This is a genomic window from Sulfitobacter sp. HGT1 (assembly GCF_013282155.1).
GTDB lineage: Bacteria > Pseudomonadota > Alphaproteobacteria > Rhodobacterales > Rhodobacteraceae > Sulfitobacter.
In genome coordinates this window covers 211,036-234,957 of sequence record NZ_BLWI01000008.1, presented here as the reverse complement: position 1 = coordinate 234,957, position 23,922 = coordinate 211,036, and the positions used below count along the sequence as shown (strand labels likewise).

22 protein-coding genes are annotated in these 23,922 nt (G+C 58.5%); 7 read left to right on the top strand and 15 right to left on the bottom strand.

Annotated features, from left to right (window positions below; genetic code table 11):
- The first annotated feature begins 3 nt into the window (after positions 1-3).
- Together HGT1_RS07400 and HGT1_RS07395 are read left to right on the top strand one after the other, a co-directional pair.
- Complete coding sequence (locus HGT1_RS07400; RefSeq protein WP_176249288.1) at positions 4-471, top strand: biopolymer transporter ExbD; 468 nt, start codon at positions 4-6, stop codon at positions 469-471.
- Entirely contained in the window at positions 468-1,313 is an 846-nt protein-coding gene (locus tag HGT1_RS07395; RefSeq protein WP_176249287.1) for an energy transducer TonB, read from the top strand. Before HGT1_RS07400 ends, HGT1_RS07395 begins: the two co-directional genes overlap by 4 nt.
- On the opposite strand, the gene HGT1_RS07390 is transcribed toward HGT1_RS07395, so the two are convergent.
- The 5 genes from HGT1_RS07390 to HGT1_RS07370 all read right to left on the bottom strand — a co-directional run bounded on the left by HGT1_RS07390 (position 1,298) and on the right by HGT1_RS07370 (position 9,153).
- On the bottom strand, positions 1,298-2,386 hold the full coding sequence (locus tag HGT1_RS07390; protein ID WP_255200129.1) for an alpha-hydroxy acid oxidase: 1,089 nt from the start codon (positions 2,384-2,386) through the stop codon (positions 1,298-1,300). The two genes, HGT1_RS07395 and HGT1_RS07390, sit on opposite strands and share 16 nt — an antisense overlap.
- Positions 2,387-2,787: 401 nt before the next feature.
- Entirely contained in the window at positions 2,788-4,128 is a 1,341-nt protein-coding gene (locus tag HGT1_RS07385; protein WP_176249286.1) for an HlyD family type I secretion periplasmic adaptor subunit, read from the bottom strand.
- Positions 4,125-5,984 (bottom strand): type I secretion system permease/ATPase, encoded by a 1,860-nt coding sequence (locus tag HGT1_RS07380; protein ID WP_255200128.1) that lies wholly within the window; start codon positions 5,982-5,984, stop codon positions 4,125-4,127. Before HGT1_RS07380 ends, HGT1_RS07385 begins: the two co-directional genes overlap by 4 nt.
- Positions 5,985-6,103: 119 nt before the next feature.
- Positions 6,104-8,089: a hypothetical protein gene (locus HGT1_RS07375; protein WP_176249285.1), complete on the bottom strand. Its 1,986-nt coding sequence runs from the start codon at positions 8,087-8,089 to the stop codon at positions 6,104-6,106.
- Positions 8,090-8,214: 125 nt separating this feature from the next.
- Complete coding sequence (locus HGT1_RS07370; protein ID WP_176249284.1) at positions 8,215-9,153, bottom strand: hypothetical protein; 939 nt, start codon at positions 9,151-9,153, stop codon at positions 8,215-8,217.
- A gap of 509 nt (positions 9,154-9,662) precedes the next feature.
- On the opposite strand from HGT1_RS07370, the gene HGT1_RS07365 reads away from it, so the two are divergent.
- Both HGT1_RS07365 and HGT1_RS07360 read left to right on the top strand, forming a co-directional pair.
- Complete coding sequence (locus tag HGT1_RS07365) at positions 9,663-10,382, top strand: response regulator transcription factor (RefSeq protein ID WP_255200127.1); 720 nt, start codon at positions 9,663-9,665, stop codon at positions 10,380-10,382.
- An 8-nt stretch (positions 10,383-10,390) separates the two neighbouring features.
- Complete coding sequence (locus HGT1_RS07360) at positions 10,391-10,906, top strand: hypothetical protein (protein ID WP_176249283.1); 516 nt, start codon at positions 10,391-10,393, stop codon at positions 10,904-10,906.
- Between the two features lie 140 nt (positions 10,907-11,046).
- Here HGT1_RS07360 and HGT1_RS07355 read toward each other — a convergent pair whose 3' ends face one another.
- Complete coding sequence (locus HGT1_RS07355; RefSeq protein WP_176249282.1) at positions 11,047-11,385, bottom strand: hypothetical protein; 339 nt, start codon at positions 11,383-11,385, stop codon at positions 11,047-11,049.
- Between the two features lie 183 nt (positions 11,386-11,568).
- On the opposite strand from HGT1_RS07355, the gene HGT1_RS07350 reads away from it, so the two are divergent.
- The 3 genes from HGT1_RS07350 to HGT1_RS07340 all read left to right on the top strand — a co-directional run bounded on the left by HGT1_RS07350 (position 11,569) and on the right by HGT1_RS07340 (position 16,612).
- A complete protein-coding gene (locus tag HGT1_RS07350; protein ID WP_176249281.1) occupies positions 11,569-12,555 on the top strand; it encodes an efflux RND transporter periplasmic adaptor subunit in 987 nt (328 codons plus the stop codon).
- A complete protein-coding gene (locus tag HGT1_RS07345) occupies positions 12,548-15,775 on the top strand; it encodes an efflux RND transporter permease subunit (protein ID WP_176249280.1) in 3,228 nt (1,075 codons plus the stop codon). The genes HGT1_RS07350 and HGT1_RS07345 overlap by 8 nt, the downstream gene beginning before the upstream one ends.
- A gap of 108 nt (positions 15,776-15,883) precedes the next feature.
- A complete protein-coding gene (locus tag HGT1_RS07340) occupies positions 15,884-16,612 on the top strand; it encodes an MgtC/SapB family protein (protein WP_255200126.1) in 729 nt (242 codons plus the stop codon).
- 43 nt (positions 16,613-16,655) lie between these two features.
- On the opposite strand, the gene HGT1_RS07335 is transcribed toward HGT1_RS07340, so the two are convergent.
- The 9 genes from HGT1_RS07335 to HGT1_RS07295 all read right to left on the bottom strand — a co-directional run bounded on the left by HGT1_RS07335 (position 16,656) and on the right by HGT1_RS07295 (position 23,885).
- A complete protein-coding gene (locus tag HGT1_RS07335; protein ID WP_176249279.1) occupies positions 16,656-17,285 on the bottom strand; it encodes a class I SAM-dependent methyltransferase in 630 nt (209 codons plus the stop codon).
- 142 nt (positions 17,286-17,427) lie between these two features.
- Positions 17,428-18,585: a trans-acting enoyl reductase family protein gene (locus HGT1_RS07330; protein WP_176249278.1), complete on the bottom strand. Its 1,158-nt coding sequence runs from the start codon at positions 18,583-18,585 to the stop codon at positions 17,428-17,430.
- 122 nt (positions 18,586-18,707) lie between these two features.
- Positions 18,708-18,965 (bottom strand): DUF6522 family protein, encoded by a 258-nt coding sequence (locus tag HGT1_RS07325; RefSeq protein WP_176249277.1) that lies wholly within the window; start codon positions 18,963-18,965, stop codon positions 18,708-18,710.
- Complete coding sequence (locus HGT1_RS07320) at positions 18,962-19,123, bottom strand: NnrT protein (protein ID WP_176249724.1); 162 nt, start codon at positions 19,121-19,123, stop codon at positions 18,962-18,964. Before HGT1_RS07320 ends, HGT1_RS07325 begins: the two co-directional genes overlap by 4 nt.
- A 62-nt stretch (positions 19,124-19,185) precedes the next feature.
- On the bottom strand, positions 19,186-19,362 hold the full coding sequence (locus tag HGT1_RS07315) for a hypothetical protein (protein ID WP_176249276.1): 177 nt from the start codon (positions 19,360-19,362) through the stop codon (positions 19,186-19,188).
- A gap of 1 nt (position 19,363) precedes the next feature.
- Positions 19,364-21,262 carry a nitric oxide reductase activation protein NorD gene (locus HGT1_RS07310; RefSeq protein WP_176249275.1) on the bottom strand — a complete coding sequence of 633 codons (1,899 nt, stop codon included), beginning with the start codon at positions 21,260-21,262 and terminating at the stop codon, positions 19,364-19,366.
- A gap of 5 nt (positions 21,263-21,267) precedes the next feature.
- Positions 21,268-22,065, bottom strand: coding sequence for a CbbQ/NirQ/NorQ/GpvN family protein (locus HGT1_RS07305; protein ID WP_176249274.1), 798 nt, complete (start codon positions 22,063-22,065; stop codon positions 21,268-21,270).
- A gap of 3 nt (positions 22,066-22,068) precedes the next feature.
- Positions 22,069-23,418 (bottom strand): cbb3-type cytochrome c oxidase subunit I, encoded by a 1,350-nt coding sequence (locus HGT1_RS07300; protein ID WP_176249273.1) that lies wholly within the window; start codon positions 23,416-23,418, stop codon positions 22,069-22,071.
- Between the two features lie 14 nt (positions 23,419-23,432).
- Positions 23,433-23,885 carry a cytochrome c gene (locus tag HGT1_RS07295; RefSeq protein ID WP_176249272.1) on the bottom strand — a complete coding sequence of 151 codons (453 nt, stop codon included), beginning with the start codon at positions 23,883-23,885 and terminating at the stop codon, positions 23,433-23,435.
- Positions 23,886-23,922: the final 37 nt, after the last annotated feature.

Below are 23,922 nucleotides of genomic sequence, written 5' to 3'. Positions count from 1 at the left end.
GACATGGCTTCCCGGCTTCGCGCTGACGATGATGGTGATCTGAGCGAAAACAGCGAGATCAACGTCACACCCTTTATCGACGTCATGCTGGTTCTGCTGATTATCTTCATGATCGCAGCGCCGCTTTCCACGGTCGATATTCCGGTTGAATTGCCCGTGGCGGTTGCCGATGCCCCGGTGCGGTCGGCGGATCCGGTGTTTATCACCATCACCGAAGATCTGGCCCTGTCGGTCGGAGAGACCAGCACCACCCATGACAGGCTGTTTATCGACGTTGGCATTGCAACGCTGCAAAAACGTGACACGCGCATTTACATTCGCGCCGACAAATCAGTGCCTTACGGCGAATTTATCCGGGTCATGAATGTCCTTCGGGCCGATGGTTTTCTGAAAGTCGGTCTGGTCGGGCTGGATGAAAACGTCGCCCAAGCCCCCGATGCGGACGGGGCGCTAGCGGCAGATCAACCATGAGCCTGACCTATACGACGCGCAGCACAAAGCCGGTCTTCTGGCTGGGTGCCATCGCATTCAGCGCCGCTTTGCACATCGGATTTCCGGCGCAAATCCTGAGCAAGACACCCGAGCCCGAGCTGGATGAAACCCAGCCCGAAGGCATCACGGGTGCGATCATGTTTGATCTGTCGGATATCATCGCGGCCCCGTCCGCCTTGGAGGAGGACAGCCTCGCCCAAGAGGAAAGCCAGCAGGCCCCGACCGTGACCGAAAGCCCCGAGGTGGTTGAGGCAGCGCAGGCCGCCGAACAGCCTATTCTGAGCCAAATCCCCTATGATGTCGAAGATGAAAGCCTGAAATTCGGCGTTGCCGCGCCGGAGCCCGAAGCCGAAACGGAAAATCTTGCCGAAGAGATCGCCACCGAGCATGACCCCGACCAGATCGACGCGGAAAGTCAGGTCGGGGCCGAGGACCGCGCAGCCTCCGAGCAGTCGGTCGCAGGGGTGCAGGCCGAAACCGAGGCAGACAGTGCCGAAGCGGCGAGCGAAGGCTTGACCGCCAAGCAGACCGAGGCAATTCGCGACTGGCAAAAGAGCATTGTGTTGTTGATCAGCGGGGCCAAGACCTATCCGGCAAAAGCACGCAGTGCCCGCATCGAAGGGGAGGTCCAGATCCGTTTTACCCTTGATCGCTATGGGGTGCTGGTGTCGACGGAAGTGGCGCAATCTTCGGGGTCGCCGATCCTTGATGGCGCAGCGGTCAGGACGGTCGAGCAGTTGGAAAAGATGCCGACACCGCCCAATTACCTAGTTGGTGATCAATTCACCCTGATGATCCCGCTGCGTTACAGCTTTAGGTGAACCATATCCGGCGTGATGTCGTCGATGCTGGCGCATCCGCACAGCAGCATGGCAACCTCCAATTCGTCGCGCAGCAGGCGCAACACATGGCTGACGCCCAGTTCACCTGCAACGGCAAGACCGCACACCACAGGGCGGCCGATCAAAACGGCCTTTGCCCCCAAGGCAAGAGCGACGAAAATATCGACACCGCGGCGGATGCCGCCATCCATAAGCACAGGATAGTCCGGCCCGACCCGTTCGACGATTGCCGGCAGCACGTCGAGGGTCGCAGGGGCCCTGTCCAGGACACGCCCGCCGTGGTTCGATACAATCACGCCAGCGGCCCCGATGGAGACCGCGCGGGCGGCATCCTCGGGGTGCAGGATGCCTTTCAATAGAACCGGCACCTGCACCGTTTCAACAAGCCAGGCGACATCGTCCCAATTTGGCAAATGATGCGCGATGCGGTCGAAAATAAACGATTGCCCTTCGTCTGGTGCGGTGAAACGGGGCGGGGCGAACCGCGCTAAATTCACCGCGCTCACGTCAGGCGGCAATTGAAAACCGGCCTCTATCTCGCGGTCCCGAACGCCTTGCACTGGTGCATCGATGGTCAAGACAAGCGTGCCGAACCCCGCCGCCAAGGCCATTTCCGCCAGCTCAAGCGTGGCCTGCCGGCTGCCCATCCAGTAAAGCTGGAACCAGTCGCAGCCTTGCGCAGCCGCTTGCACATTGGTCAACTCCACACTGCTTTGCGCGCTGAGGATCATCTTGATCGACTGTGCCCCGGCACCCTGGGCCGTTGCGATCTCACCCGAAGGGTGCAGCAACCGGTGATAGGCAAAGGGCGCAATCAGCAGGGGTGCCGCAAGCCGTTGGCCTAACACTGAGGTCGCCGTTGATCCGCCGCCCATTTCGCGCAGCGGCCGTGGCGTGATGCGTGCGCGAACAAAGGCCTCTTCATTCGCCAACAACGTTTCTTCGCCGCCGGCACCGGACAGGAAATATGCGCGGTTTTCCGAACTCATGCTGTCACGGGCACGGTTATAATAGTCGTTCAACGTGCGAGGGAGCTGGTCAGGTTCAAGCATATTACAGTTCATTGTGTTATTTCGAGTGCATCCGCCGAACCAGCTTTGCAAGCTTGCAAAGCTGACGCCGCATCATTCGGTTTGACTGTACCTACCGCATACAATGGAAGGATCAAAGCCGCCGTGGGGCGTTAGGGGCTACCCGCTGCGTGATCCTTGCAACTGCGGTTGGGGGGGCTGGTGAACGCTTTGTGTGATTGGCGGCGAGGCGGCCTTCAATCCGGTGCTGTTTCGGACCCATCGCGAGGGGGCGCGCCTTGCACGCGCGCCTGCATGGGGTCGAACCAAGGGGGCGTTCCGATAGAAGAGTTCTACATATCAATAGCTTGATCGACGTCGCACCGCGCGCGACACACGACCACCCGATCTGGCGCTCTATGCCTGTCGCGCGCGACGGATCGCTACCTTTCGCGGAAAGCGCGCGACATGCTGTCGAGGATCGGTTTCATGAGATATTGCACGAAGGTCCGTTCGTCGGTCTGGATCATGATCTCTGCCGGCATCCCGGGGGTGGGGGAAAAACCGGGCACTCTCAGCAATTCTTCGGGTTCGATCGAAATGCGGGTCAGGTATACCTCTTGCTGGGCGGTTGAATTCTGGTCGGTAATCGTATCCGCAGAGACATAGAAAACCTTGCCCTCAAGCACCGGCGTGGTGCGTTGGTTCAGGGCAGAAAGCCGGATCGTTGCGTGCAAGCCGATTTTGACACTGTCGATATTCGTACGCGGGACTTGGGCTTCGATGATCAGGGGTTCGGCCGATGGCAAAATCTCGACGATGGCTTTGCCGCTTTCAACCACACCGCCCGCCGTATGGTAATACAGCCGTACGATCGTGCCTGAAACAGGGGCCGTGATATCGACCCTGTTGAGCACTTCTTGCGCCGTGCGCACCTGTTCGCGAATGCCGTCCAGTTCCGCCTCTACGACCTGCAATTCATCAAGCGCCTTATCGCGGTGTTCCCCCAACGTCTGTTCAATCTGCGCGGTATAGCGATCGCGGACTTCGGAAATCTCGTTTATCTCGGCGGTGAGGCGACCAACCTGACCTTCGGCTTCGGCAATGGCGCGTCGAACGGTGTTTACGTCGGTCCGGCGCACAAGACCGCGGTCTAGCAACGTCTGTTTATCGGCCAGTTCCTCTGCCAGAATGGCGACCTGGATCTGCGTTGCTTCAAGCTGGCTTTGATAGCCGCTTGACCTGATCCCAAGCGCCTCGATGCTGCGCTCCAGCAGGCCGATGTCGTTTTTCAGGCCCTGCATCGACACGGTGAACCCCAAAGACTGGTTCTCCATCATTGTGGCGACTTCCAGATCGGCGCGCAGTTTTTCCAGATGCGGCGGAAACCTGAGCGTGTTCTCTTGTTTGTATTCGGAATTGAACCGCGCCTGAGCGACTTCCAGTCGAACCTGCCTGAGGAAAAGTTCCCGTTCCTTGCCAAGCGCGGATGTCTCGTCGAGCCGGACCAGAACTTGCCCCGCTTCGACCATATCACCTTCGGCGACATAGATCTGTTCGATGATGCCGCCCTCCAGATGCTGGACAATCTTGTTGCGTCCGGTGGCGATAAAGCTGCCTTGCGACACAACCGCCGCGGCAAGCGGCGCTTGGGTGGCCCAATATCCGAAACCCCCAAATGCGGAGATGATCAGGAAAGTGCCGAATATCACGTGACCCCTGATCGACCGGGGCACATCGTCATACCATGTGGCGTCAATAATCGCGGTTGGGGCATGTCTCATGACGAAATCTCCTGTGGGGTGGCGTTCGCGCTTGCGCTGCGTTCGGCGAGTTTTTGCAACACCGGATCACGATAGCCGAACAGCGCAACATTCCCGTCCGCGACCATCATGATCTTGTCGACAACCTTCAAAAGCGACGGCTTTTGGGTGATGACAACAACGGTGATCTTGTTGTCTTTGGCGTGCTGGATGGCCCGCGCTAGGGCCAGATCGCCTGCCGCATCAAGGTTGGAGTTCGGTTCGTCAAGCACCAGCAAGCGGGTCTTGCCAAAGAAGGCGCGCGCCAGGGCGACACGCTGCTTTTGCCCGCCCGACAGCGGTGATCCGTCAGCGGCGACCATGGTTTCATAGCCGTGGGGCAGGGCTGCAATCATGTCGTTGACGTCTGCCAGCACAGCGGCGCGGTGGATGTCTGCGTCAGTGGCGTCGTCGCGCATTCGGGCGATGTTGTCTTTGATCGTTCCGGGGAACAGCTGCACATCCTGCGGTACATATCCGATACTTTCGCCCAGTTGGCGCGGGTCCCAGTTGCGGATATCCATCAGGTCCAGACGCACACTGCCCGAGGTTGGCAGAATGGAGCCGACCAGCATTTTCCCCAAGGTGGTTTTGCCCGCGCCAGAGTTGCCAATGACAGCAAGGGTTTCGCCGGGATCAAGGTGGAAGCTGAGCCCGTTCAGAATGACCTGTTTGGTGCCGCCGGGCACATATAGCAGGCGTTCAACATCAAGACGGCCCTGTGGATCAGGCAGAACCAGCCGTTCGAACCGCACCCGCGAGCGGCGCATCAGATCGTTGATCCGCCCATACGCCGCGCGCGACAACAGAAACGAATTCCACCCCTCGATCGACCCTTCGATGGGGGCCAGCGCGCGCCCCGCGATGATAGAGGCCGCAATCACCATGCCGCCGGTGATCTCGCCTTGCAGTGCCAGATTGGCCCCCCAACCCAACATGCCGATCTGCGTCAACAGCCGCGCGCCCCGGCTGATGGAGGCAAAAATGATGTTGCGGTCCTGGGCACGCACCTGCGCGGTAAGAGAGCCGGCAGTGTCCTTGCCCCAGATGCGCACGGCTTCGGGCACCATGGCCATCGCGTTGATAATCTGGCTGTTACGGGCCATTGAATCGAGATGCATGTTCGCGCGGCTTTGGGCCATGTTCGCCTCGGCAAAGGGTTTGGCGGTCATTTTCTGGTTCACGATTGCGATGACAAGCAACAGCAACGAACTGCTGACCACGATCATGCCAAGATGCGGGTGGACAAGGAAAATCACCGATAGAAACAGCGGGGCAAAGGGGACATCCAGAAAGGAGATCAGCGTCCCTGACACAAGGAACCCGCGCACCTGCTGCAGGTCGGACAGGGTCTGGTATTCCTTGCCGTTGCCCTGCAACGAGGCATGGGCGGCGGCGCTCAGGATCGGGGCCCCCAGACGCGCGGCCACTTCAACGGCGCTTCGCATCAGGATGAACCGTCGCAGGGAATCCAGTATCGTTTGCACCAAAATCGCGCCAACGATCACGATTGTCAGCATAACCAGCGTATCAACGGACCTGCTTGTCAAAACCCGGTCCGAAATCTGGAAAAGATAGATCGGGATCGCGAGGATCAGGATATTGGTCCCAAGGGTCAGGATCATGACGAACATGAGATTGCGCCGGACCGCCCGCACGCCTTTTTTCAGGGCATCGGCAAAACCGTCAGGCCCGATCCGCTTGTGAAAGGGTACCGTATCCGCGCCTTTGCCGCCACCACCGCCCGCCGCTGCAAGGGTCGCTTCCTTTTGCCGGTCTGCGTTGCTGGGTTGGTCGATGACGGGGCCGGAATGGGGGCCATCAGACAGCTTGTCCATTACCTCGGCCCCCATTTCGGGTTTCAATTTAAAAGGTTCCGACTTCGTTGCCTCGTGCGGGGACGGTTCACTGGTGTGGTCAGAGTCTTTCAAGGCGCTTCTCCGGTAATTCAAATGCTTCAGGTTACGATGGAGCCCATCATGTCGACGTCAGAGCTGGTGATATCCGGAGATTGCGAAACCATTCCGGTGTCGCCGAGATCGGGGTCGATCATATCCTCGGCAAGAAAGACGACCGCCTCTGAGGCGAGGGGGGTCGCGCCAAGGGGCTGGGCATCTGTGTCGATCAGTTCTGCCTGATAGAGCAGTAGGTCGTCATAGACCTCGCCGCCCACCATGATCGTTGAATCAGCCCCGTAGTTCTGGATCGTCGCCATATTGACTGCGGCGTTTGACCCGGTCGTGGTGGTTGGAATTGAATCCGACCCGGCCAAAAGCGCTTCGACTTCGAACGCGACCTGATCTGCATCGCCGATGATATTGGTCTGTTCGATTGCAGAGACGTTGATGAGGTCGCCGGAAATATACAGGATGTTCAAAGGGGCATGGCCGTCGAACACCTCGTGGTTTTGAACGTCATCCGACAACACGCGCGCCCCTGCTGCCAGATCGGCCCCTGCTTGGGCGAAAACGCTGTCCATCTCGATGTAGCTGTCGATGGAGTTCGACTGGATCAAGGCCATGTTATAGGCAAGATTGTCGCCCATGGAGGCAGAGTAGGGACCGGCCCCCGCCACATGCACCGCATCGTCATCAAACAGAATATTTGTCTGGAAAATCAGCGACATATCGTACATGTTTCCGCCGACAATGATCAGGTCATAGCCCTGCGCAAATTCCAAAAGGCTGACCTGATTGAACAGCACGTTGTCGCCGAAATCGAGAAAGCTGTCTTCGCCCGAGAAGGTGATCTGGGCCGTGTCATGGTCGGACATGTAGTTGTATTGATGGATCCAGTTGACCGAAATCAGATCCGCATCGACGCGCGTGACAATCGCTGTGACATTCACCGGAAAGGCAGCAGTTGGTGCCGCATCTGACGTTACACTGTGCTGTGAGGCGAACATTGCGGCATTGATGGATGTATTCATCGGCGAGATGTTCGTCGCGCCGGAATTGTAGTCATGGATGACGTTGACCTGTGCAATCGCCGAAATCGCCACCATATCGCCCATAACTGCAATGACAGGCGCATCTACATGTTGGGCAACGATCACGGTTTCGTTGATCTCCATATTGCCGCCTGCAATGACGCTGTGGCCGGCTTCGACGTCGAAAAACGCGGCGGCAGTGCCCGCATTACCCGTCGGGGTGAGAAAGCTGTCGGCGGCCATGGCATCCTCTGCCTGGGCCGCGTCGTTTTTGGCTTGCAGATATGTGGGAAGAAGATTGTCGAGATCGGGCATGGCGTCTTGGTCGGCCCCGTTGACGGTGATTTCACCGATGGCCGGACCCGACAGAAATGACACCTGTCCGCCCATTGCTTCTGCGGCCGAGGCACTTTCCAAGTAGTTCTCAGCGAATGTTTCACCCATCGTTGACCCCTCAAGGATCAGGGTAAGCGGGTTGCCACTTGTGCCCGGCATCATCGGCTGGGCCGCTTGCCACAGGGTCTCAAGCTGCTGGTCCAGTATGTCGGGGGCAATGAAGCTTCCTGCGTCGATATCGCCGAAAAAGTCGTGATCGATCAGATAGTTGGTTTGCTGAGAGACGAATGCAACCGAGCCGGGCATCGGGGATGACACCGTGAAACCGCCAGCACTCTGCTTGGCCGGTTCAAAAAACGGGAAGTCCTGGGCATCGTCGACGACCAGTTCCGCCTTTGCCTTGAGGAAGGGCAATTGAAGGGGATGGTGACCTGACACCGCAAGGGGTGCGGGGGCATCGGGTGTGAGCCATAAGGGCGACAGACCCGCTGCATATCCATCCAGCGCATATGGAGCGCGCGCAGCTACCGTCTGTGAGGATTGATCGTCAAAGGAGGGGTCTTGAGTTTGGCGATGACGAAAACCATCAATTTCGCTTCTAAACCTCGAACCGTCCAAGGCCGTTTCAAATGCACCAATAAAATGGGCAACGATTTCGGATGTTCTATCGATAAGCATTTTGACCACCAGTTATTATTATTATCTGCTCGGTGGTGCCTCGGAATTTTATGCGCCCCGCGCGAGTTGTTCTCGCGCGAGGTGTTGTTATTGGCGACCGGTAGGGCCGGTCACGGTCAAACGGTTTATGCGCCGTCTGAGCTGTCGTCACCGATGTAGGTGGAGTTCATGTTGCCACCGACCACGGACATATCGACTGTGTTGCCGAGGATGTTGGCACCCATCACAATGCTCTGGTTGAACGCTGTGGTATCAACGGTTGCAGATGCCGAAGACAGGGATTCACCGGCGACATAACCGTCATCACCGTTTCCGCTGCCCCATGTACCGGCAACAGCACCATCGGCGTCATCGTCGTGAGGACCATTTTTCCAAGGGTGGCCACCAAAGTCGGGTTCTGCAGCAGCAGCGCCAGTGCCGATGCCGTCACCTGAGGATGCGGTGCCACCATGCGCGCTGCCGTTGTTGGTCAGCGACCCGCCCACGGTTGCATTGTGAAGAACATCACTGTCGATCAGGTTGTTCGACTGTGCATTCACAAGGCCAACATCATTTCCGGCACCGGTCAGCGCGTCGGTCAGGATGTCATCGAGGTTCATCTCGTTACCGGGGTCGAAGTTCACATCGCCCTTGGCCATCAGGATATTGTCGACAGACGCACCGCCGCTCAGGTCGATGTCTGCAAAGTCATCGTCCGATGGCACATAGTCCGTCATATCGAAGGCACCGGTGACCCCGACATCGACTGTCACAGTCGTGGTCGACGTGTTGGTGGCCTCGTTTGTGGCGGTGTTGGAGGCGTTGTTTTCGTTTCCGTTCAGGTTCAGGTTACCGTTCAGGTTACCGTTGCCGTTCAGGTTACCGTTACCATTCAGGTTACCGTTGCCGTTCAGGTTCTCGCTTTCGCTGGTTTGCGATTGGCCCTGACCCTGAAGCTGGCCCTGACCCTGCAATTGCGCCTGAAGCTGTGCTTCGGCCTGCGCCTGATCTTGTTCCTGGCTTTGGTTGCCCATTGGTACGTAGTTGTTGCCACCGTGGTGGTGTCCGTGTCTACCATTTGACATGATAAATGCTTTCTTTGGGGGCATCCGCCAGATCCACCGCTCATCTAAAAGGTGGAATTTCTATTCGAATGCCGATTCTTGTTGAACGTCACATCATTGCGACCAGATCAGATTGGCGTGAATAGAAGTGGTGCGATATCTAGCAATTCAGACTGTAGATTCTAATCAATGGGATGGGGTGAATGTTAGTATCTACGCCAAAAAGATAGGCCCTTTGATTTAGATCGAAGGCATAAAATGCGGAATATTTTTCCCGATTCTTATATTAAGGTTCTGACTTTCTTGTAGAAATCTGTTTTTCTGGTTTCCCGGAAGTATTTTTAACCGATGTGTTAGGTTCTGGTCAGGAAGGGGCTCCGCCAGGGGTGAAATTTTCCACCACAACCTTGGCGAAAACCTGCCAGGCCCTGCCTTGATAAGTCAGTCCCCATTGAGATTTATCAATTACCCGCCAAAATTTTTTGGTAGTGATATTTGGTCTGGTCGCTCCAATATTTGGAACAAATTCAATGCCTAAAGCTATTAACCAAGTGAGATATAACAGCACAGAACGTCAGGCCATTTTGTTTGTCGGCGGTCGGACATCATTTCCTGACGTCTACCTACGCCTTATTATGAGCGAGTTCGATAATTTGGACGTCTCAATTGTACCTACTTTTGCAGCGGTGAAAGACCGATTGAATACAAGCCCCTATTGCAGAGTGACGTTAATTTTCTCGCCTCGGTCTGTGGAGGCAGAGATGGAAACTCTTTTTGAATTGTCAAAACAGTTCCCCAATTTCGACCTGGCTTTGGCGTTTCATGATATAAAAGACATCAAGAATTTTATCGACGCGATTGGAGATACGGCGTTGATGGCGAAATTGAGTTTTCTGCCGCTTCGCACGCGTATTGATTCAGCGATAAATATCTTCCGTTTGCTGGTTTCGGGCGAACGGCACATTTGCGGGGAAGTCATGGACTATCTCTTGTCGGGAAGCTTCCCTGCCGGACTCGAAATCAAGGCCAATATGTGGGACCAGATCAGATCGCTGACGGCCCGCGAAAAAGATGTCTTGGGCTATTTGTCAAAAGGCGAGCCAAACAAGGTCATCGCCCATCATCTGCAACTGTCGGAAAGCACGGTCAAGCTGCACATCCACCATATCATCGGCAAAATGGGTGTCACAAACAGAACAGAGGCCGCGATTGCCTATGTTGCCGCAACCGGAAATTTCAGGGTTGAATAGGCAAGCAGATGGCAAGATCGCAAGAGCCGGACCTGACAAGTTTTGACAAGTTCCTATTGCTGGTGGGGCGGCTCAACTATGCCTGGACAAACACCGAAAGCCTGTTGATCCATTTCATCGCCGGATTGGCAAAGGTCGATCTGGAAACGGCGACGGTTATTTTCATGACCCTGAATACATCACGGGCGCGGATTGATCTGGTGCAACGCCTGTCAAAGCTGGGCCGTGTCCAAAGCGAGGAGCGCAAACAGGTTATTGCCTTGACCACGCGCATGCAAAAAATCGGCCACATCCGCAACCGCTACAACCATTGTATCTATGCGTTCGATTCACAATCGGCGGCCACGCATACGATCCTGATGCGGATCGCAGATCGGAAAGACGCGATCAAGATGGGGCAGGTTGAGCAGTTGGACCAAGGCACGCGAGACGGCATTTACAAGGCAATCGACGATCTGGGGGATCTGAACCGCGAGATTTGGGCGTTCTTGAATAAACACGACTATCCCAGAACCGCGACCTGATCCGTTGGGCTTAACCACTTTGGCAGCACAACTTTGGCAGGGTGCGCTTCGCCAAACACACGCGGGGGTCTTCGCTTTGTTGGAAAGCACCCTGCAAAAGGTGCTTTCCGTCAGTGTCATGCCGGTCATCGGCAAGTTGATCAACGGCACACAACTGTGAACACATTTACCGTAAGCGGTGCGCGGCGACCACGGCGGACCATCTGTCGGCGTGTCGGGCCGGGGCCTCTGACCGCGATCAGACCCAGCTCGGTGCAGCGCGGCGCGAAGCTGGCGATGATCGCGGCCTCGGATACCATGCCGGGCACATATTGTACCGAATAGCTGGTGGCGCTTAGGGGTGTCACAAGGTGAACATGCGGTTCAACATCTGTGCTGAGCACGATCATATCATGATGGTGGCGCGGATATACGTACGTCTCGCAGCCGGCGACTGCGGTCAAAAGCAGTCCGGCCAAGGTTAGGTTTAGAATTTTCATAGCGATCTCCTGTAATTAAAAGCACGCTACGCCGTTACGGCGACGGAAAATTGATATACCGCAATTCAGCTTTGCCGCGACGACGCCGCGCTTGATCGAAATCAAGGCAGGCTGCCCCGCAAGCCGGTATTGCGGGGTGTCAGACTGACCCTTGAAACGAATTGAACGGAAATGGCGGGAAATATGCGACTATTTGGATCGATCATTGCCACGCTCCTTTTGCTCGGCCCGGCAGGTGCCGAAACATTGGTGCTAGAACCCAGTCCCATCGCGGAATGGAAGGCTGTTTACGGCCAGATAGAAACCCGTGACCGGGTGCCCGCGCGCGCCCGCATCGGTGGCACGGTGACCGCACTTGATGTGACCGAAGGCGATCTGGTGGTCGCCGGGCAGCGGGTCGCGATGGTCGAGGATGACAAATTCGCCTTTCAACTGGGGTCCATCGACGCGCAGCTTGCATCGCTGAACGCGCAGATCACAACCGCGCGCGCCGATCTTGAACGCGGTCTTCAGCTGATTGAACGCGGGGTTATCACCAAGCAGCGGCTTGACCAATTGCAGACAACCGTTGACGTTCTTGAGGGTCAGGTCCGCAGCCTCGGGTCGGAGCGGCTGGTTATCCAGCAGCGCATCGCCGAGGGCGAAATACTGGCACCTGGGGCAGGGGTTGTCCTGTCGGTGCCGCTGTCGCTGGGGTCTGTCGTGACGCCGGGCGATACGGCTGCAGTTGTTGGCGGTGGGGGGATATTCCTGCGTCTGTCGGTACCCGAACGTCATGCCACGACATTGTCCGAAGGCGACGAGATCGAGCTTGGCACTGCATCGGAGGGTGACGGCGCGGGGCGCAAGGGGCGGCTTGCCAAGCTGTACCCCCAGATCGAAGGCGGCCGTGTTCAGGCCGATGTGGAGGTCGAAGGGCTGGACGGGCGCTTTGTCGGACGCCGGTTGCCGGTGCGGCTTGCCGTGGGCACGCGCATGGCGATCCTTGTGCCCGAAGCCGCGCTAAGCCGTCATGGCGGGCTGGATTTTGTATCGGTAGAAACCGACGGGGCGGGCGCGCAGCGGCGCACCGTGGTGCCGGGTGGCACTGTGCAAGTTGACGGCGCGATCTGGCGCGAAATCCTGAGCGGTCTGGCTGCGGGAGATCGGGTTGTGGTGTCTCATGAATAATAACACCCCTGAAAACGGCGGCCGGGTCGGGCTTGTCGGGCAGTTGACGCGGGCGTTTATCGCCTCGCCGCTGACACCGCTTATCATGATGGCGGCCCTTGCAATGGGTCTGATCGCGCTGGTCAGTCTCCCCCGCGAGGAAGAACCGCAGATTTCCGTGCCTTTGGTCGATATCCACGTTCGGGCCGACGGGTTGAAAGCCGAAGATGCGGTCAAGCTGATTACTCAACCGCTTGAGAATATCGTCAAGGGACTGGACGAGGTCGAGCATGTCTATTCCGACACCCGCGACGACCGCGTGATGGTGACGGCACGGTTTCTTGTTGGTGTCTCGGCGGATACCGCGATCCTGCGGGTTCGGGACAAGATCATGGCCAACCTTGATCGCATCCCGGTGGGCATCTCCGAACCGCTGGTCGTGGGGCGGGGTATCAATGATGTTGCCATCGTTACGCTGACTTTTGCACCGGCTCAGGATGCCGACGGCATTACGGCGGGCGATCTGACCCGTGTGGCCCGCGAAGTCGAAGTCGAACTGGCCAAGATCGACAATGTCGGGCTGACCTATCTGGTCGGAGCCACCCAAGAAGCGCTGCGCATCGCGCCGGACCCCGAGCGGCTTGCCATCCATGGTGTCACCTTGCAGCAGCTGGTGGCCAAGGTCGAGGGGGCCAACAGTGCCACCCCCGCCGGGCAGCTGCGCAATCAGGGCGAACAGATCGGTCTGGTGATCGGCAAAACCCTTTCGACACCCGAAGAGATCGGAAATCTTGAACTGACCACCCGCGACGGGCGCACGGTCTATGTCCGCGATGTTGCCGATGTGGCGTTCGTATCCGACCTTGACGAATTTCACGTGGCCAGTCTGGGGCGCGCCGGAGAAGACGGGGGCGCGGTGTCGCGCCGTCCGGCGGTGACCTTGGCGGTGGCAAAACGTGCCGGGGCCAATGCCGTGATCGTCGCAGAAGAGATATTGCACCGCGTTCACGCGATGGAAGGCGGGATCATCCCCGACAGCCTGGAGGTCGAGGTCACGCGCGACTACGGCGAAACGGCGGATGAGAAAGCAAACGAGCTGCTGTACCACCTTGGCCTTGCGACAGTGTCGATCGTGGCGCTGGTGCTGCTGGCCATCGGCTGGCGCGAGGCGCTGGTCGTGGCAATTGTCATTCCGGTCACGATCCTGCTGACGTTATTTGCCTCGTGGATCATGGGCTATACGCTGAACCGGGTTTCGCTGTTCGCGTTGATCTTTTCGATTGGTATCTTGGTCGATGACGCCATCGTCGTGATTGAAAATATCGCGCGTCACTGGGCCATGAAACACAACGGGAAAAGCCGGCTCGAGACGGCGGTTGCCGCCGTTGCCGAAGTGGGCAACCCCACAATCGTCGCCACGCTGACGGTGGTTGTGGCGCTGCTGCCGATGTTGTTCGTGTCCGGGCTGATGGGCCCCTACATGAGCCCGATTCCGGCGAATGCCTCGGCTGCGATGATCTTTTCCTTCTTTGTGGCTGTGGTGATCACGCCTTGGTTGATGCTCAAGATCGCTGGCAAGGCGGATGCGGGCCATCATGCCGAAGGCGGGGCGCATCCGGGGGGGCGATTGGGTCGGGTTTACGCCGCAGTCGCGCGCCCGCTGTTGCGCAGCAAGGGCCGCAGTGCCGTGTTTTTGCTGGTCGTTGTGGTGCTGTCTTTCGGGTCGCTGGCGACGCTTTATACCCGTGATGTCACGGTGAAACTGCTGCCTTTCGACAATAAATCCGAACTGGCCATTGTCGTCGATCTGCCCGAAGGGTCTTCGGTCGAGGCCACGGATGCCATCGTGCAGGCCGCGGCGCGCATCGGGATGGATTTACCCGAAGTCGTGTCGGCCCAGACCTATTCGGGCACCGCTGCGCCCTTTAATTTCAACGGGTTGGTGCGCCATTACTATCTGCGTCAGAACCCCGAGATGGGCGAGGTGCAATTGAACCTCGCGGCAAAGGATCACCGCGACCGCCCAAGCCACGCCATCGCACTGGAGCTTCGCGACAGGTTGCAGGCGATTGCAGTGCCCGCTGGCACGGTGCTCAAGGTGGTTGAACCGCCCCCCGGACCCCCCGTGATTTCAACGCTTCTGGCCGAAATCTATGGCCCCGATGCACCGACCCGTCGCGCTGTCGCGGCCAAGGTCCGCACGGCGTTCGAGGCGGTCCCCTATGTGGTTGATGTGGATGACAGTGTCGGCGTTCAGGCCCGTCGTTTGCGGGCGGAACTATCGGTCAGCGACATGGATTTCTTCAAGGTTCAGGAACGCGACGCGCTTGATACGCTGCGCTTGCTGAACAGTTCGACGACCGTGGGCTATTCGCACCGTGGCGAAGGCCGCCGCCCGATCCCCATTGTCGTTGCCCGCGCAAGGGCCGATCAGGTGATGGATGAACGCGCGCTTTCCACTCCGGTGCCGGCCAATGCCATCCCCGGCGGGCGCGGTGTGGTCGAATTGGGCGATGTGATCCGCCTGACCCAAGAACCCGCGTCCTTTCCGGTTTTCCGGCATAACGGCTATGATGCGATCATGGTCACCGGAGAACTGGCCGGTGCCTTCGAAGCGCCGCTTTACGGGATGCTTGCTGTGGTCGACCAGCTTGACGGCATGGACTGGACCGATCTGGAAAAACCCGAAATCCGGCTGAACGGCCAACCCGAAAGCACGGACAAGCCGGTTTTGCTGTGGGACGGTGAATGGGAGGTAACCTGGGTGACCTTCCGCGACATGGGGGCGGCTTTCGCTGTGGCGCTCTTGGGCATCTATGTGCTGGTCGTGGCACAGTTCGGGTCGTTCCGCCTGCCTTTGGTCATCCTGACGCCGGTGCCACTGACCTTTCTTGGCATCATTGGCGGGCATTGGCTGTTTCAGGCACCGTTTTCAGCGACCTCGATGATCGGTTTCATCGCGCTTGCGGGGATCATCGTGCGCAATTCGATCCTTTTGGTGGATTTTATCCGGCACGCGGACCCCGAACAAAAGGTCACCACCGAGATTCTGATCGAAGCAGGTGCGACGCGGTTCAAACCGATCTTGCTGACCGCAATTGCGGCAATGATCGGAGCGACCGTGATCCTTGTCGATCCGATCTTTCAGGGTTTGGCGATTTCGCTGCTGTTCGGGTTGTTGTCTTCGACGGCACTGACGGTGCTGGTGATCCCCGCGATCTATCGGTTGTTCAAAACCTAGACCTCGGGGGCCGCCAAATGTCGTGAACGGGGCGCAATGCGGTGCTGAAAGGGCTGATAACGCGCGATTAGATGCTATGGTTGGGGACCAGCCAAGGAGACCCGAGCGTTGAACCATATTTTTTCAGACCTCGATATGCCGTTGCTTCTTGCGACTGTGAACATGGGCTTTGCATTGGTGTTGGGGGCTGTCATCGGGTCCGAACGGCAGTTTCGCGGCAGAATGGCGGGGCTGCGGACCAATGCGCTTGTGTCGCTGGGGGCCGCCGGTTTCGTTACTTTTGCAGCACTTTTCCCAACGGATATCAACCCGACACGCGTGGCTGCGCAGGTCGTTTCGGGGATCGGTTTTCTGGGGGCGGGCATCATTTTCCGCGACGGGTTCAACATCCAAGGGATAAACACAGCGGCGACTTTATGGTGCGCTGCGGCGGTTGGATTGATCTCGGGGACGGGGCATGTGCTTTATGCCATCGCTTTGACTTTGTTGATCGTTTTCTCGAATCTAGGTCTGCGCCCGATTGTGCGAAAGCTGAAAACACTGTCCGATCAGAACTCAGGGGCGGGATCGCATTTCGATCTGACCTTTGAATGCAGGGTTGAGGATGAGAAACAGGTGCGGGCCGCGATCATTGGCTGTTTGGGCGATGAGGCGTTGGAAATTTGCCAGATCGTCAGCCGCACGGATATTAAAATCGTCGAAATCGTTGTTCAGGTCACGGGCGCGGAAGACGCTGCTGCAAAGGTAGAGCGGACCATTTCCAAACTGTCACTGTCGCCCGGCCTGCTTAGGGCGGGCTGGTGCGTCGCAGAGGCGGGGGAGATCGGCTTTAAATAACGCAGGGGGCCGACCTGAGCTTGGACCAAAGCCCGACGACCGCTTAGTCAGGTTGGTTCTGCGGTGATGCCGTCGCTGTCATGAAAACATCATAGCGCGTTGATTTTCCACAGATTTGATGGGTGCAGGGTTTGATCCCTGCAATCGGGTCCGCTTTGGCGGGCCACTTCAGCACCACACGGTTGAGCGCATGTTCCAGTGCGACACGCAGCAGATCAGCGGCGTCGTCATCACTGCCTACGATCGCGCGGACCTGACGCAATTCCTGCTTTACCAGCGCTGAGCTTTTCCGTGGGGGGTGCATCGGATCAATCAATATTGCCTCGCCCGCCAATTCAGGGATCAGATCCTTGGCATCGCCCTTTAGCAGGGTCATGCGGCCGATAATTTCGGCTAGTGCGCCACCTTCCTGGGCGGCGCGTTTCATGCCCTGATCCAGCAGATCATGCATTTTTTCGGACCGTTCGATCATAAAGACCTGCGCACCAAGTGAGGCCAAAAGAAAGGAATCCCGCCCCAATCCGGCTGTGGCATCGACAATCAGTGGCGTTTTGCCGCCGCGCAATCCCATTGCTTTTGCAATGTCCTGCCCGCGTCCGCCACCAAACCGCAGCCGGTGCGCAACCGGACCGTTCACAAAATCTACGCGCAATTCTGCGGGAACTTTTTTCAAACGCCGCTCGCTTTCATCGCCATAAGGGCTCCGATGCCCCTATTACCCAGTCTGTATCTGTTTTCCTATACCGAGCGGGACTTCAATAGCTAGCGCAATGCAACCCGCAGCGCCCGCATAGGGGCGCTGCGGGGCAGGGGTTTTACCCTTCGACCTCGAATGTCAGGCCGGCATTTGCTGTCAATCGGTCGATGATCGCCGCGCCAAAGACCGGGGCCGCTGTCAGGACACCGCCGGGGGCGTCGGCGGCTTCCTCGATCAGGCAGATCGCCGCTTCGGTCAGCATTTTCGACGTTGATCCGTAGCCGGGGTCGCGGTCGCCTTTGACGCCCACGGTCAAACGCTGCCCGTCCGCCGAGGTGCCGGTGAACATCAGGTCATAGCTGCCGTTGTCGCGTTCCTCTTTCGAGGGACCTTCGCCCGGTTTGATGTCATTGTCGCCCATCGGATTGGACTTGGCGATGCCGTTGGCGATGGCTTCGCCTTTTTCGCCTTTGCCGGTGAACATCATTTCCTCATAGGTGAAATCGGTGCCGTAGGGGTGGCCCATCAACAAGTTTGAGCGATGCACGTTCTTGGTGTTGATCGATGCCATCACAAAAGGGGCGACCCACATGCCGAAATCCGCATCCTCATAGGGTTTGTTGCCATAGGGTTGCTTTGGCCCCTCGAACCCTTCGGTCAGCGCAAAGGAGGATACGAGCCGTTTCATGGTCTCGGGATCGCCCATCGCCAGTTTCATGGTTTCCTTGCCAGAGGCGGCGGTCCCGCCCGAGAAAGTGCCCTTCATGCCGCGCACACGGCCTTTTACGTCTTTGATCGGCGCGCCGAAGCGTTTGATCGCCTCTTGTTGCAGGAAATAGACACCCATGTCGAAGGGGATGCTGTCAAAGCCGCAGGAATGCACAATCCGTGCGCCGCTTGCCTTGGCGGTGTCGTTGTATTTCTCGATCATGTCCCACATGAAGGGCGGCTCGCCCGACAGATCAACGTAATCGGTGCCGGATTTCGCGCAGGCCGCAACCAGCGGTTCGCCATACAGCAGATACGGCCCGACGGTGGTGATGATCACACGGGCGCGGGCAACCATCGCGTCAAGCGAGGCAGGGTCGGAGGCATCAGCCTCGATCAGGGGGGTATCGGCAGGCAGGCCCATTTCGTCGCGCACAGCGGCAAGTTTCGCGGCGCTGCGTCCGGCCATGGCCCAAGGGCGGTCGGGATATGTGGCTTGGATATATTCCGCGACAAGCCGGCCTGTAAAACCTGTGGCACCGTAAATGATGATATCGAATTCGGCCATAATGCCGTCCCCCCTATTGGTTGCGTATAATCGCGCAAACTATGGGGCGAAGCAGGCGGCGATTGCCATCGTTGAATTTTGAAACGCTACGTCGGGTCTGCTCAGTTAGGACGGGCCGTGCGTCAAAGGCTGCGCTTGGCCGTGTTGCGAGAGGTCTTGAGAACCGCGCCGCTGTCATCGCAGGTAAACCGCACGCGCATGTCTCCATACCAGAAGGTCAAACGGTGGGTGCCTGCATCTGCGTCGACCCCAGTCTCGAACCGGCTGGTGATCGCCCCTTCGCGCATCAGGGTGATCACCTGCGGTGCGGGGATGTCCAACAGCTTGGCCAGATCAGCGGCATCAATGGTGGGGTTCGGGTTGCTCAGGTCGATGTTCACGTCTGTGCCTTGTCCATGAGGCGGCGGATGTGGCGTGCAAAGGCAATCGTTGCCGGCACGCCGATCACAGCGCCAATCCCGATGGACCATAAAAGCGATAACACAGGCAAGCCAACCCAGCTTCCGATCAGCGAGGCGAAAAACACGTTGACCGCCATCGCGCCTGCCCCGAACGGGTACAGCACCAAGGCAATGGCGCGTGTGGACCAGCCGTTGTCTGTCACCGCCGCGCCACCATTCGCGCCACCACGACAAGCGCCACGATCAGCGCGACGGATGCGGCAGCAAACCAGTATTCGGCCGTGGCAGATTGGGCCTGCGGGACGGGGCGGTCAAAGCTGCTGGCGAGGGCGGGCAAGGGCAGGGCCGCTGCGCAAAAAAGGGCGAGATGTTTCATGTCATGTCTCCTGGGTAAGATGTCGGTAAATATCGGGCAGGGCACGGGTCAGCCGTGCAGGGTTGGGCAGCAATGAAAACCCGCCGCGCCCGAAGATGCGCGCGAACCAGTCCTGCCCGTCTTCGTCGATGATGACCCCGTGCAGGCTTTGCCCCGCGCGGCGCGCTTCGCGCACGGCCATGTGGCTGTCTTCGATGCCGTGCTGGCCTTCGTAATGGTCCAGATCGTTAGGCTTGCCGTCGGTCAGCACGATCAGCAGTTTGCGCGCGGCAGTTTCCTTGGCCAGATGCGCGCTGACATGGCGGATGGCCGTGCCAAGGCGGGTGTAATGGCTGGGCCGCAACGCGCCGATGTTGCGGATCACCTCGGGTGACATCGGCGTGTCAAAACCCTTGCAGCGGGTCACGAACACGCGGTCGCGTTTCAGCGATGAAAACCCCCAGATGCCAAACCGGTCGCCTGCTGCATCAATGCCGCCCGCCAGTGCCGCCAGCGTTTCGCGTGCCACCCCGATTACGGATGTATCGCCCACTGCGGCTTCGGTGGATCGCGAGGTGTCGATCAGAAAGGCAACGGCCAGATCACGTTCAACCTGCCGCGAGGCCTGCCAGATGCGGTCGCTACCCTGACCTGTGGCGGCAATTTCGGCGCGGCTGGCGATCAGCGCATCAAGATCCAGTTCCGGCCCGTCAATCTGGCGCGGGCGCAAGATACGCCGCGGATGCAACGCCGCAAACTGACGCCGTACCTCGCGGATGCGCTGCGGGTCAGGCGCAAAGGGTTCACCTGTGTCCATAGGTGGCGCCTCGAGCACGCGGCAGTGGTCTTGCATATAGCTGCGGGCTTGGTGGTTCCATTCGGGATAGGTGAATTCCCCTGCCAGCGCCTCGTGATCGGCATCGGCTGGCGACAGGTCCAGATGCAGGCGCAGGCGGGTGGCGGCGCGTTTATCCACCTTGGACAGGGTGATTTCGTCCTGATCATCCGCCGCTTTTTGCGCGTTCTCGTCGTCGTCATCATCGACGGAGCGGTTCAGGTTCATCGATTCAACCCATGACAGGATCGATTCAAACCGATGCAGGATAAAGCTGTCCTTGCGGTTCGCCTCGCCTCGGTCCTTGCGCAGACCCAGCTTGCGTTTGGTCAGGGTGGCGGTGGGCGGCGGGGCGTCCGTCTCGGTCGCCTCGGTCGCGGCATCGCCTGTGGTGGGGGCGGTAAAGCGCAGCCAGATCGGGACGGGTTGAAAGGGGGTGTAATTGCGCGGACGGGCGTCGGGGGCTGCGGGCACAGTGAAGGTGCCGTGCAGCTGGTCGCGGATGGCAGTTTCCATCGCGGCCTCAGCCTTGGGCTGGGTCTGCGCCCTGCGCGCTGCAAGGATAAACGCCGCCATTTCGCCATGCGCGGCCCGAAGCCCCGCACACCGCGCATAGGCACGGTCACCGGCCTGCGCATTGGCGGCAATCTGTGCCACATCAAAATCGTGCGGGTCGCCGTGAGCGTCGGGCAGGGGCATGGCATCCAGATCGGCGCAGGCGGCAAGGGCGGTCAGCCAGAAATAGGCCGCGCGGTTCAGCGCCGGATCGGGGAAACAGTCCATCACGGGGGGCAGGCGCAGGCCGTTGCCGTCATAGCTGGCACTGTGGGTTTTATCGCGTTCCACGGCAATGCGGCGGCGCAGGGTACGACGATGCTGGACCAGTTGCGCAGGGGCCTGAGATAGTTCAACCCCCGCCGCACCGCCCAAGGCCCGAAACAGCACGGCCAGACTGGGGCGGACCTGCGCAAGGGCGACAGCGGCGTCGGGATAGCACTGATCAGCGCCGATCCCTTCGGCCATGTCGTGCCACAGCTTGCCGACCGTTTCCTCGGGCTCCATCAGATCAAGAGGGTGCAGGTCCATTGTCGTTATCCGAACGTCACGGCGACAAGATCGCGCAGCGCCTGTTGGATATCCGCATCATCGCTGAGCGGTTCGATAATCGCGGCCTCGATCGCTTGGTCAAAGGGCATGCCGGCGTTGATCAGCGTCGCGGCATAGATCAACAGGCGGGTAGAGACACCTTCCTCCAGGTCCATGCCGGACAGCCGCCGGATCGCGCCGCCCAACCGGACAAGCCCTGCGGCACGCTCAAGGCTGATTCCGCTTTCCTGCGCGACGACTTTGGTTTCGATATCGGCTTGCGGGAAATCAAAGCTGATCGACAGGAACCGCTGGCGGGTCGAGGGTTTCAAGCGTTTCAGGACATTCTGATAGCCGGGGTTATAGGATGCGACCAGCATAAAGCCGGGCGGTGCCTGAAGCTCTTCTCCCGTGCGGTCAATCATCAGGGTACGGCGGTTGTCGGTCAGCGGATGCAGCACCACGGTCACATCCTTGCGGGCCTCGACCACTTCATCAAGGTAACAAATCGCGCCTTCGCGCACGGCACGGGTGAGGGGGCCATCGACCCATTCCGTCTCGCCGCCTTTAAGCAGATAGCGCCCGATCAGATCGGCTGCTGACAGATCGTCATGGCAGGCGACGGTATAGAGTTTGCGACCGGTTTTGGCGGCCATGTGTTCGATAAAACGCGTTTTGCCGCAGCCCGTCGGCCCCTTCAAAAGAAGGGGCAAACGGTTGGCTTGGGCCATCTCGAACAGGGTACATTCCTGTCCGGTCTGGTGGTAGTTTAGCACAGGTGCAGGGGGGGTCATGTCATTCATGACCTATTCCCCTGCGACCGGTTGGGCCGGACCCGGCTCGATGATCTCGCGGTTGCGGATCACAAGCTGGGAGTAGACGAACAGCAGCGCACCCAGCACCACAGCAATACCCGCCCCAAAGCGCATCATATAGAAGATCGACAGGCTGTCCTGTACCTCCATGAAGTAGTCACCGATCACCCGCTGCATGTGGGTTTGAATGGTGCCTGCAAAGGTCAGCACAAAGGTCATGAACGCCATCCCGCCGGTCATCAGCCAGAAGCTCGCCATGTTGAGCACCTGATTATAGGGCTGGCGCTGGCGCAGGATCGGCATCGCATAGGTAAAGATCGCGAGGTTTAGAGCCACATAAGCGCCATAGAACGACAGGTGCCCGTGTGCGGCGGTGATCTGCGTGCCGTGGGAATAGAAGTTCACCCCGTGCAGCGTGTGCAAGAACCCCCAGACACCCGCGCCAAAGAAGGCGACCGTGCTGGACCCGAGCGACCACAAAAGGGCGGCCTTGTTGGGGTGGTTGCGGCGACCTTTCCAGACCATCACAAAGGCAAAGGACATCATCAGGAAGAACGGGATCACCTCGAACGTCGAGAAGATGGACCCGATCCACTGCCAGTATCCGGGCAAGCCGATCCAGTAGAAGTGGTGACCGGTACCAAGGATGCCGGAAAACAGCGCGGTGGCGACGATGACATAGAGCCATTTTTCCACAACTTCGCGGTCCACACCTGTCAGCTTGAGCAGCAAAAAGGCAAGGATTGCGGCCATGACCAGTTCCCAGGTGGCTTCGACCCACAGGTGAACCACGAACCACCAGTACATTTTATCCAGTGACAGGTTGTCAGGGTTGATAAAGGCGAAGATCCACAGCAGCGACAGCAGCCACAGCCCCATCAACAGCACGTTGGTGATCGCGGTTTTCTTGCCCGCAAGAACGGTCATCGAGATGTTGAACAAAAAGATCAACGCGGCAACGAGAATGCCGAATTTCACCCATAGAGGTTGCTCCAGAAATTCGCGACCCCCGTGGATGCCGACAAGATAGCTGCCAACGGCCCCCAGCGTGCCGACGACAAGGATCGCCAGTTGCAGATAGGCCAGCTTGACCGAATAGATCTCGCGCTCGGATTCTTCGGGGACCAGAAAATAGGCGGCACCGAAAAAGCCCAACAGCAGCCAGACGATCAGCGCATTGGTGTGGATCATGCGGATGATGTTGAAGGGCAGCAGTTCCGACAGGAAGTTGGGAGAGACGTAAATCCACCCTGCAAGCAGCCCGCCAAGGACCTGAATGGCAAACAGTGCCATTGCGCATACGAAATAGGCGTAGGCGACTTTTTGTGTTTCATATTTCATGAGTATTTCCCTCCTCAACCCGCGTCATTGGGCGGCCAGCCCTGCGTGTCGGTTTGATCGGCCCACCGCAAAAACTCCGCCAAGGCGCGGATTTCTTCGTCAGTGAGGTTGAAGTTTGGCATCTGGCGGCGGCCTTCGACGCCGCTGGGTTGGGAATTCATCCAACTTTGCAAGGTCTCGAACGCCGCTTCGGGGTCGTCCTGCACGCCCCAACGGGTCATGACGTTGCCAACCTCGGGCGCGAAATACGCGCCTTCGCCGTGCAACGTGTGACAGTTGATGCAGGAATGCCGCTCCCAGACATGTTTGCCCAGAACGACCTCTTCGGTCAGGGGCATGCCTGCGGTTGATGTGTTCACCACATACCGATGAGAGTTCACAGTAAGCACGACAAAGATGACCACAAAGAACAGTGATCCTGCGTAGAAAATATTGCGCGCGCGGGTTTTCGTCAGGATTTCGGCCATCCCTTAGCCCTCCAATTGTTATGTCGGAAAAGCGATA

What these genes read in the sequence shown, in the direction of transcription:
- HGT1_RS07300 (WP_176249273.1), bottom strand. Translation starts at nt 23,418, where the DNA reads ATGAAATATGAAACACAAAAAGTCGCCTACGCCTATTTCGTATGCGCA.
- HGT1_RS07295 (WP_176249272.1), bottom strand. Translation starts at nt 23,885, where the DNA reads ATGGCCGAAATCCTGACGAAAACCCGCGCGCGCAATATTTTCTACGCA.
- HGT1_RS07360 (WP_176249283.1), top strand. Translation starts at nt 10,391, where the DNA reads ATGGCAAGATCGCAAGAGCCGGACCTGACAAGTTTTGACAAGTTCCTA.
- HGT1_RS07395 (WP_176249287.1), top strand. Translation starts at nt 468, where the DNA reads ATGAGCCTGACCTATACGACGCGCAGCACAAAGCCGGTCTTCTGGCTG.
- HGT1_RS07345 (WP_176249280.1), top strand. Translation starts at nt 12,548, where the DNA reads ATGAATAATAACACCCCTGAAAACGGCGGCCGGGTCGGGCTTGTCGGG.
- HGT1_RS07385 (WP_176249286.1), bottom strand. Translation starts at nt 4,128, where the DNA reads ATGAGACATGCCCCAACCGCGATTATTGACGCCACATGGTATGACGAT.
- HGT1_RS07350 (WP_176249281.1), top strand. Translation starts at nt 11,569, where the DNA reads ATGCGACTATTTGGATCGATCATTGCCACGCTCCTTTTGCTCGGCCCG.
- HGT1_RS07315 (WP_176249276.1), bottom strand. Translation starts at nt 19,362, where the DNA reads ATGAAACATCTCGCCCTTTTTTGCGCAGCGGCCCTGCCCTTGCCCGCC.
- HGT1_RS07305 (WP_176249274.1), bottom strand. Translation starts at nt 22,065, where the DNA reads ATGAATGACATGACCCCCCCTGCACCTGTGCTAAACTACCACCAGACC.
- HGT1_RS07355 (WP_176249282.1), bottom strand. Translation starts at nt 11,385, where the DNA reads ATGAAAATTCTAAACCTAACCTTGGCCGGACTGCTTTTGACCGCAGTC.
- HGT1_RS07370 (WP_176249284.1), bottom strand. Translation starts at nt 9,153, where the DNA reads ATGTCAAATGGTAGACACGGACACCACCACGGTGGCAACAACTACGTA.
- HGT1_RS07380 (WP_255200128.1), bottom strand. Translation starts at nt 5,984, where the DNA reads ATGGACAAGCTGTCTGATGGCCCCCATTCCGGCCCCGTCATCGACCAA.
- HGT1_RS07375 (WP_176249285.1), bottom strand. Translation starts at nt 8,089, where the DNA reads ATGCTTATCGATAGAACATCCGAAATCGTTGCCCATTTTATTGGTGCA.
- HGT1_RS07320 (WP_176249724.1), bottom strand. Translation starts at nt 19,123, where the DNA reads ATGGCGGTCAACGTGTTTTTCGCCTCGCTGATCGGAAGCTGGGTTGGC.
- HGT1_RS07390 (WP_255200129.1), bottom strand. Translation starts at nt 2,386, where the DNA reads ATGCTTGAACCTGACCAGCTCCCTCGCACGTTGAACGACTATTATAAC.
- HGT1_RS07365 (WP_255200127.1), top strand. Translation starts at nt 9,663, where the DNA reads ATGCCTAAAGCTATTAACCAAGTGAGATATAACAGCACAGAACGTCAG.
- HGT1_RS07330 (WP_176249278.1), bottom strand. Translation starts at nt 18,585, where the DNA reads ATGGCCGAATTCGATATCATCATTTACGGTGCCACAGGTTTTACAGGC.
- HGT1_RS07400 (WP_176249288.1), top strand. Translation starts at nt 4, where the DNA reads ATGGCTTCCCGGCTTCGCGCTGACGATGATGGTGATCTGAGCGAAAAC.
- HGT1_RS07310 (WP_176249275.1), bottom strand. Translation starts at nt 21,262, where the DNA reads ATGGACCTGCACCCTCTTGATCTGATGGAGCCCGAGGAAACGGTCGGC.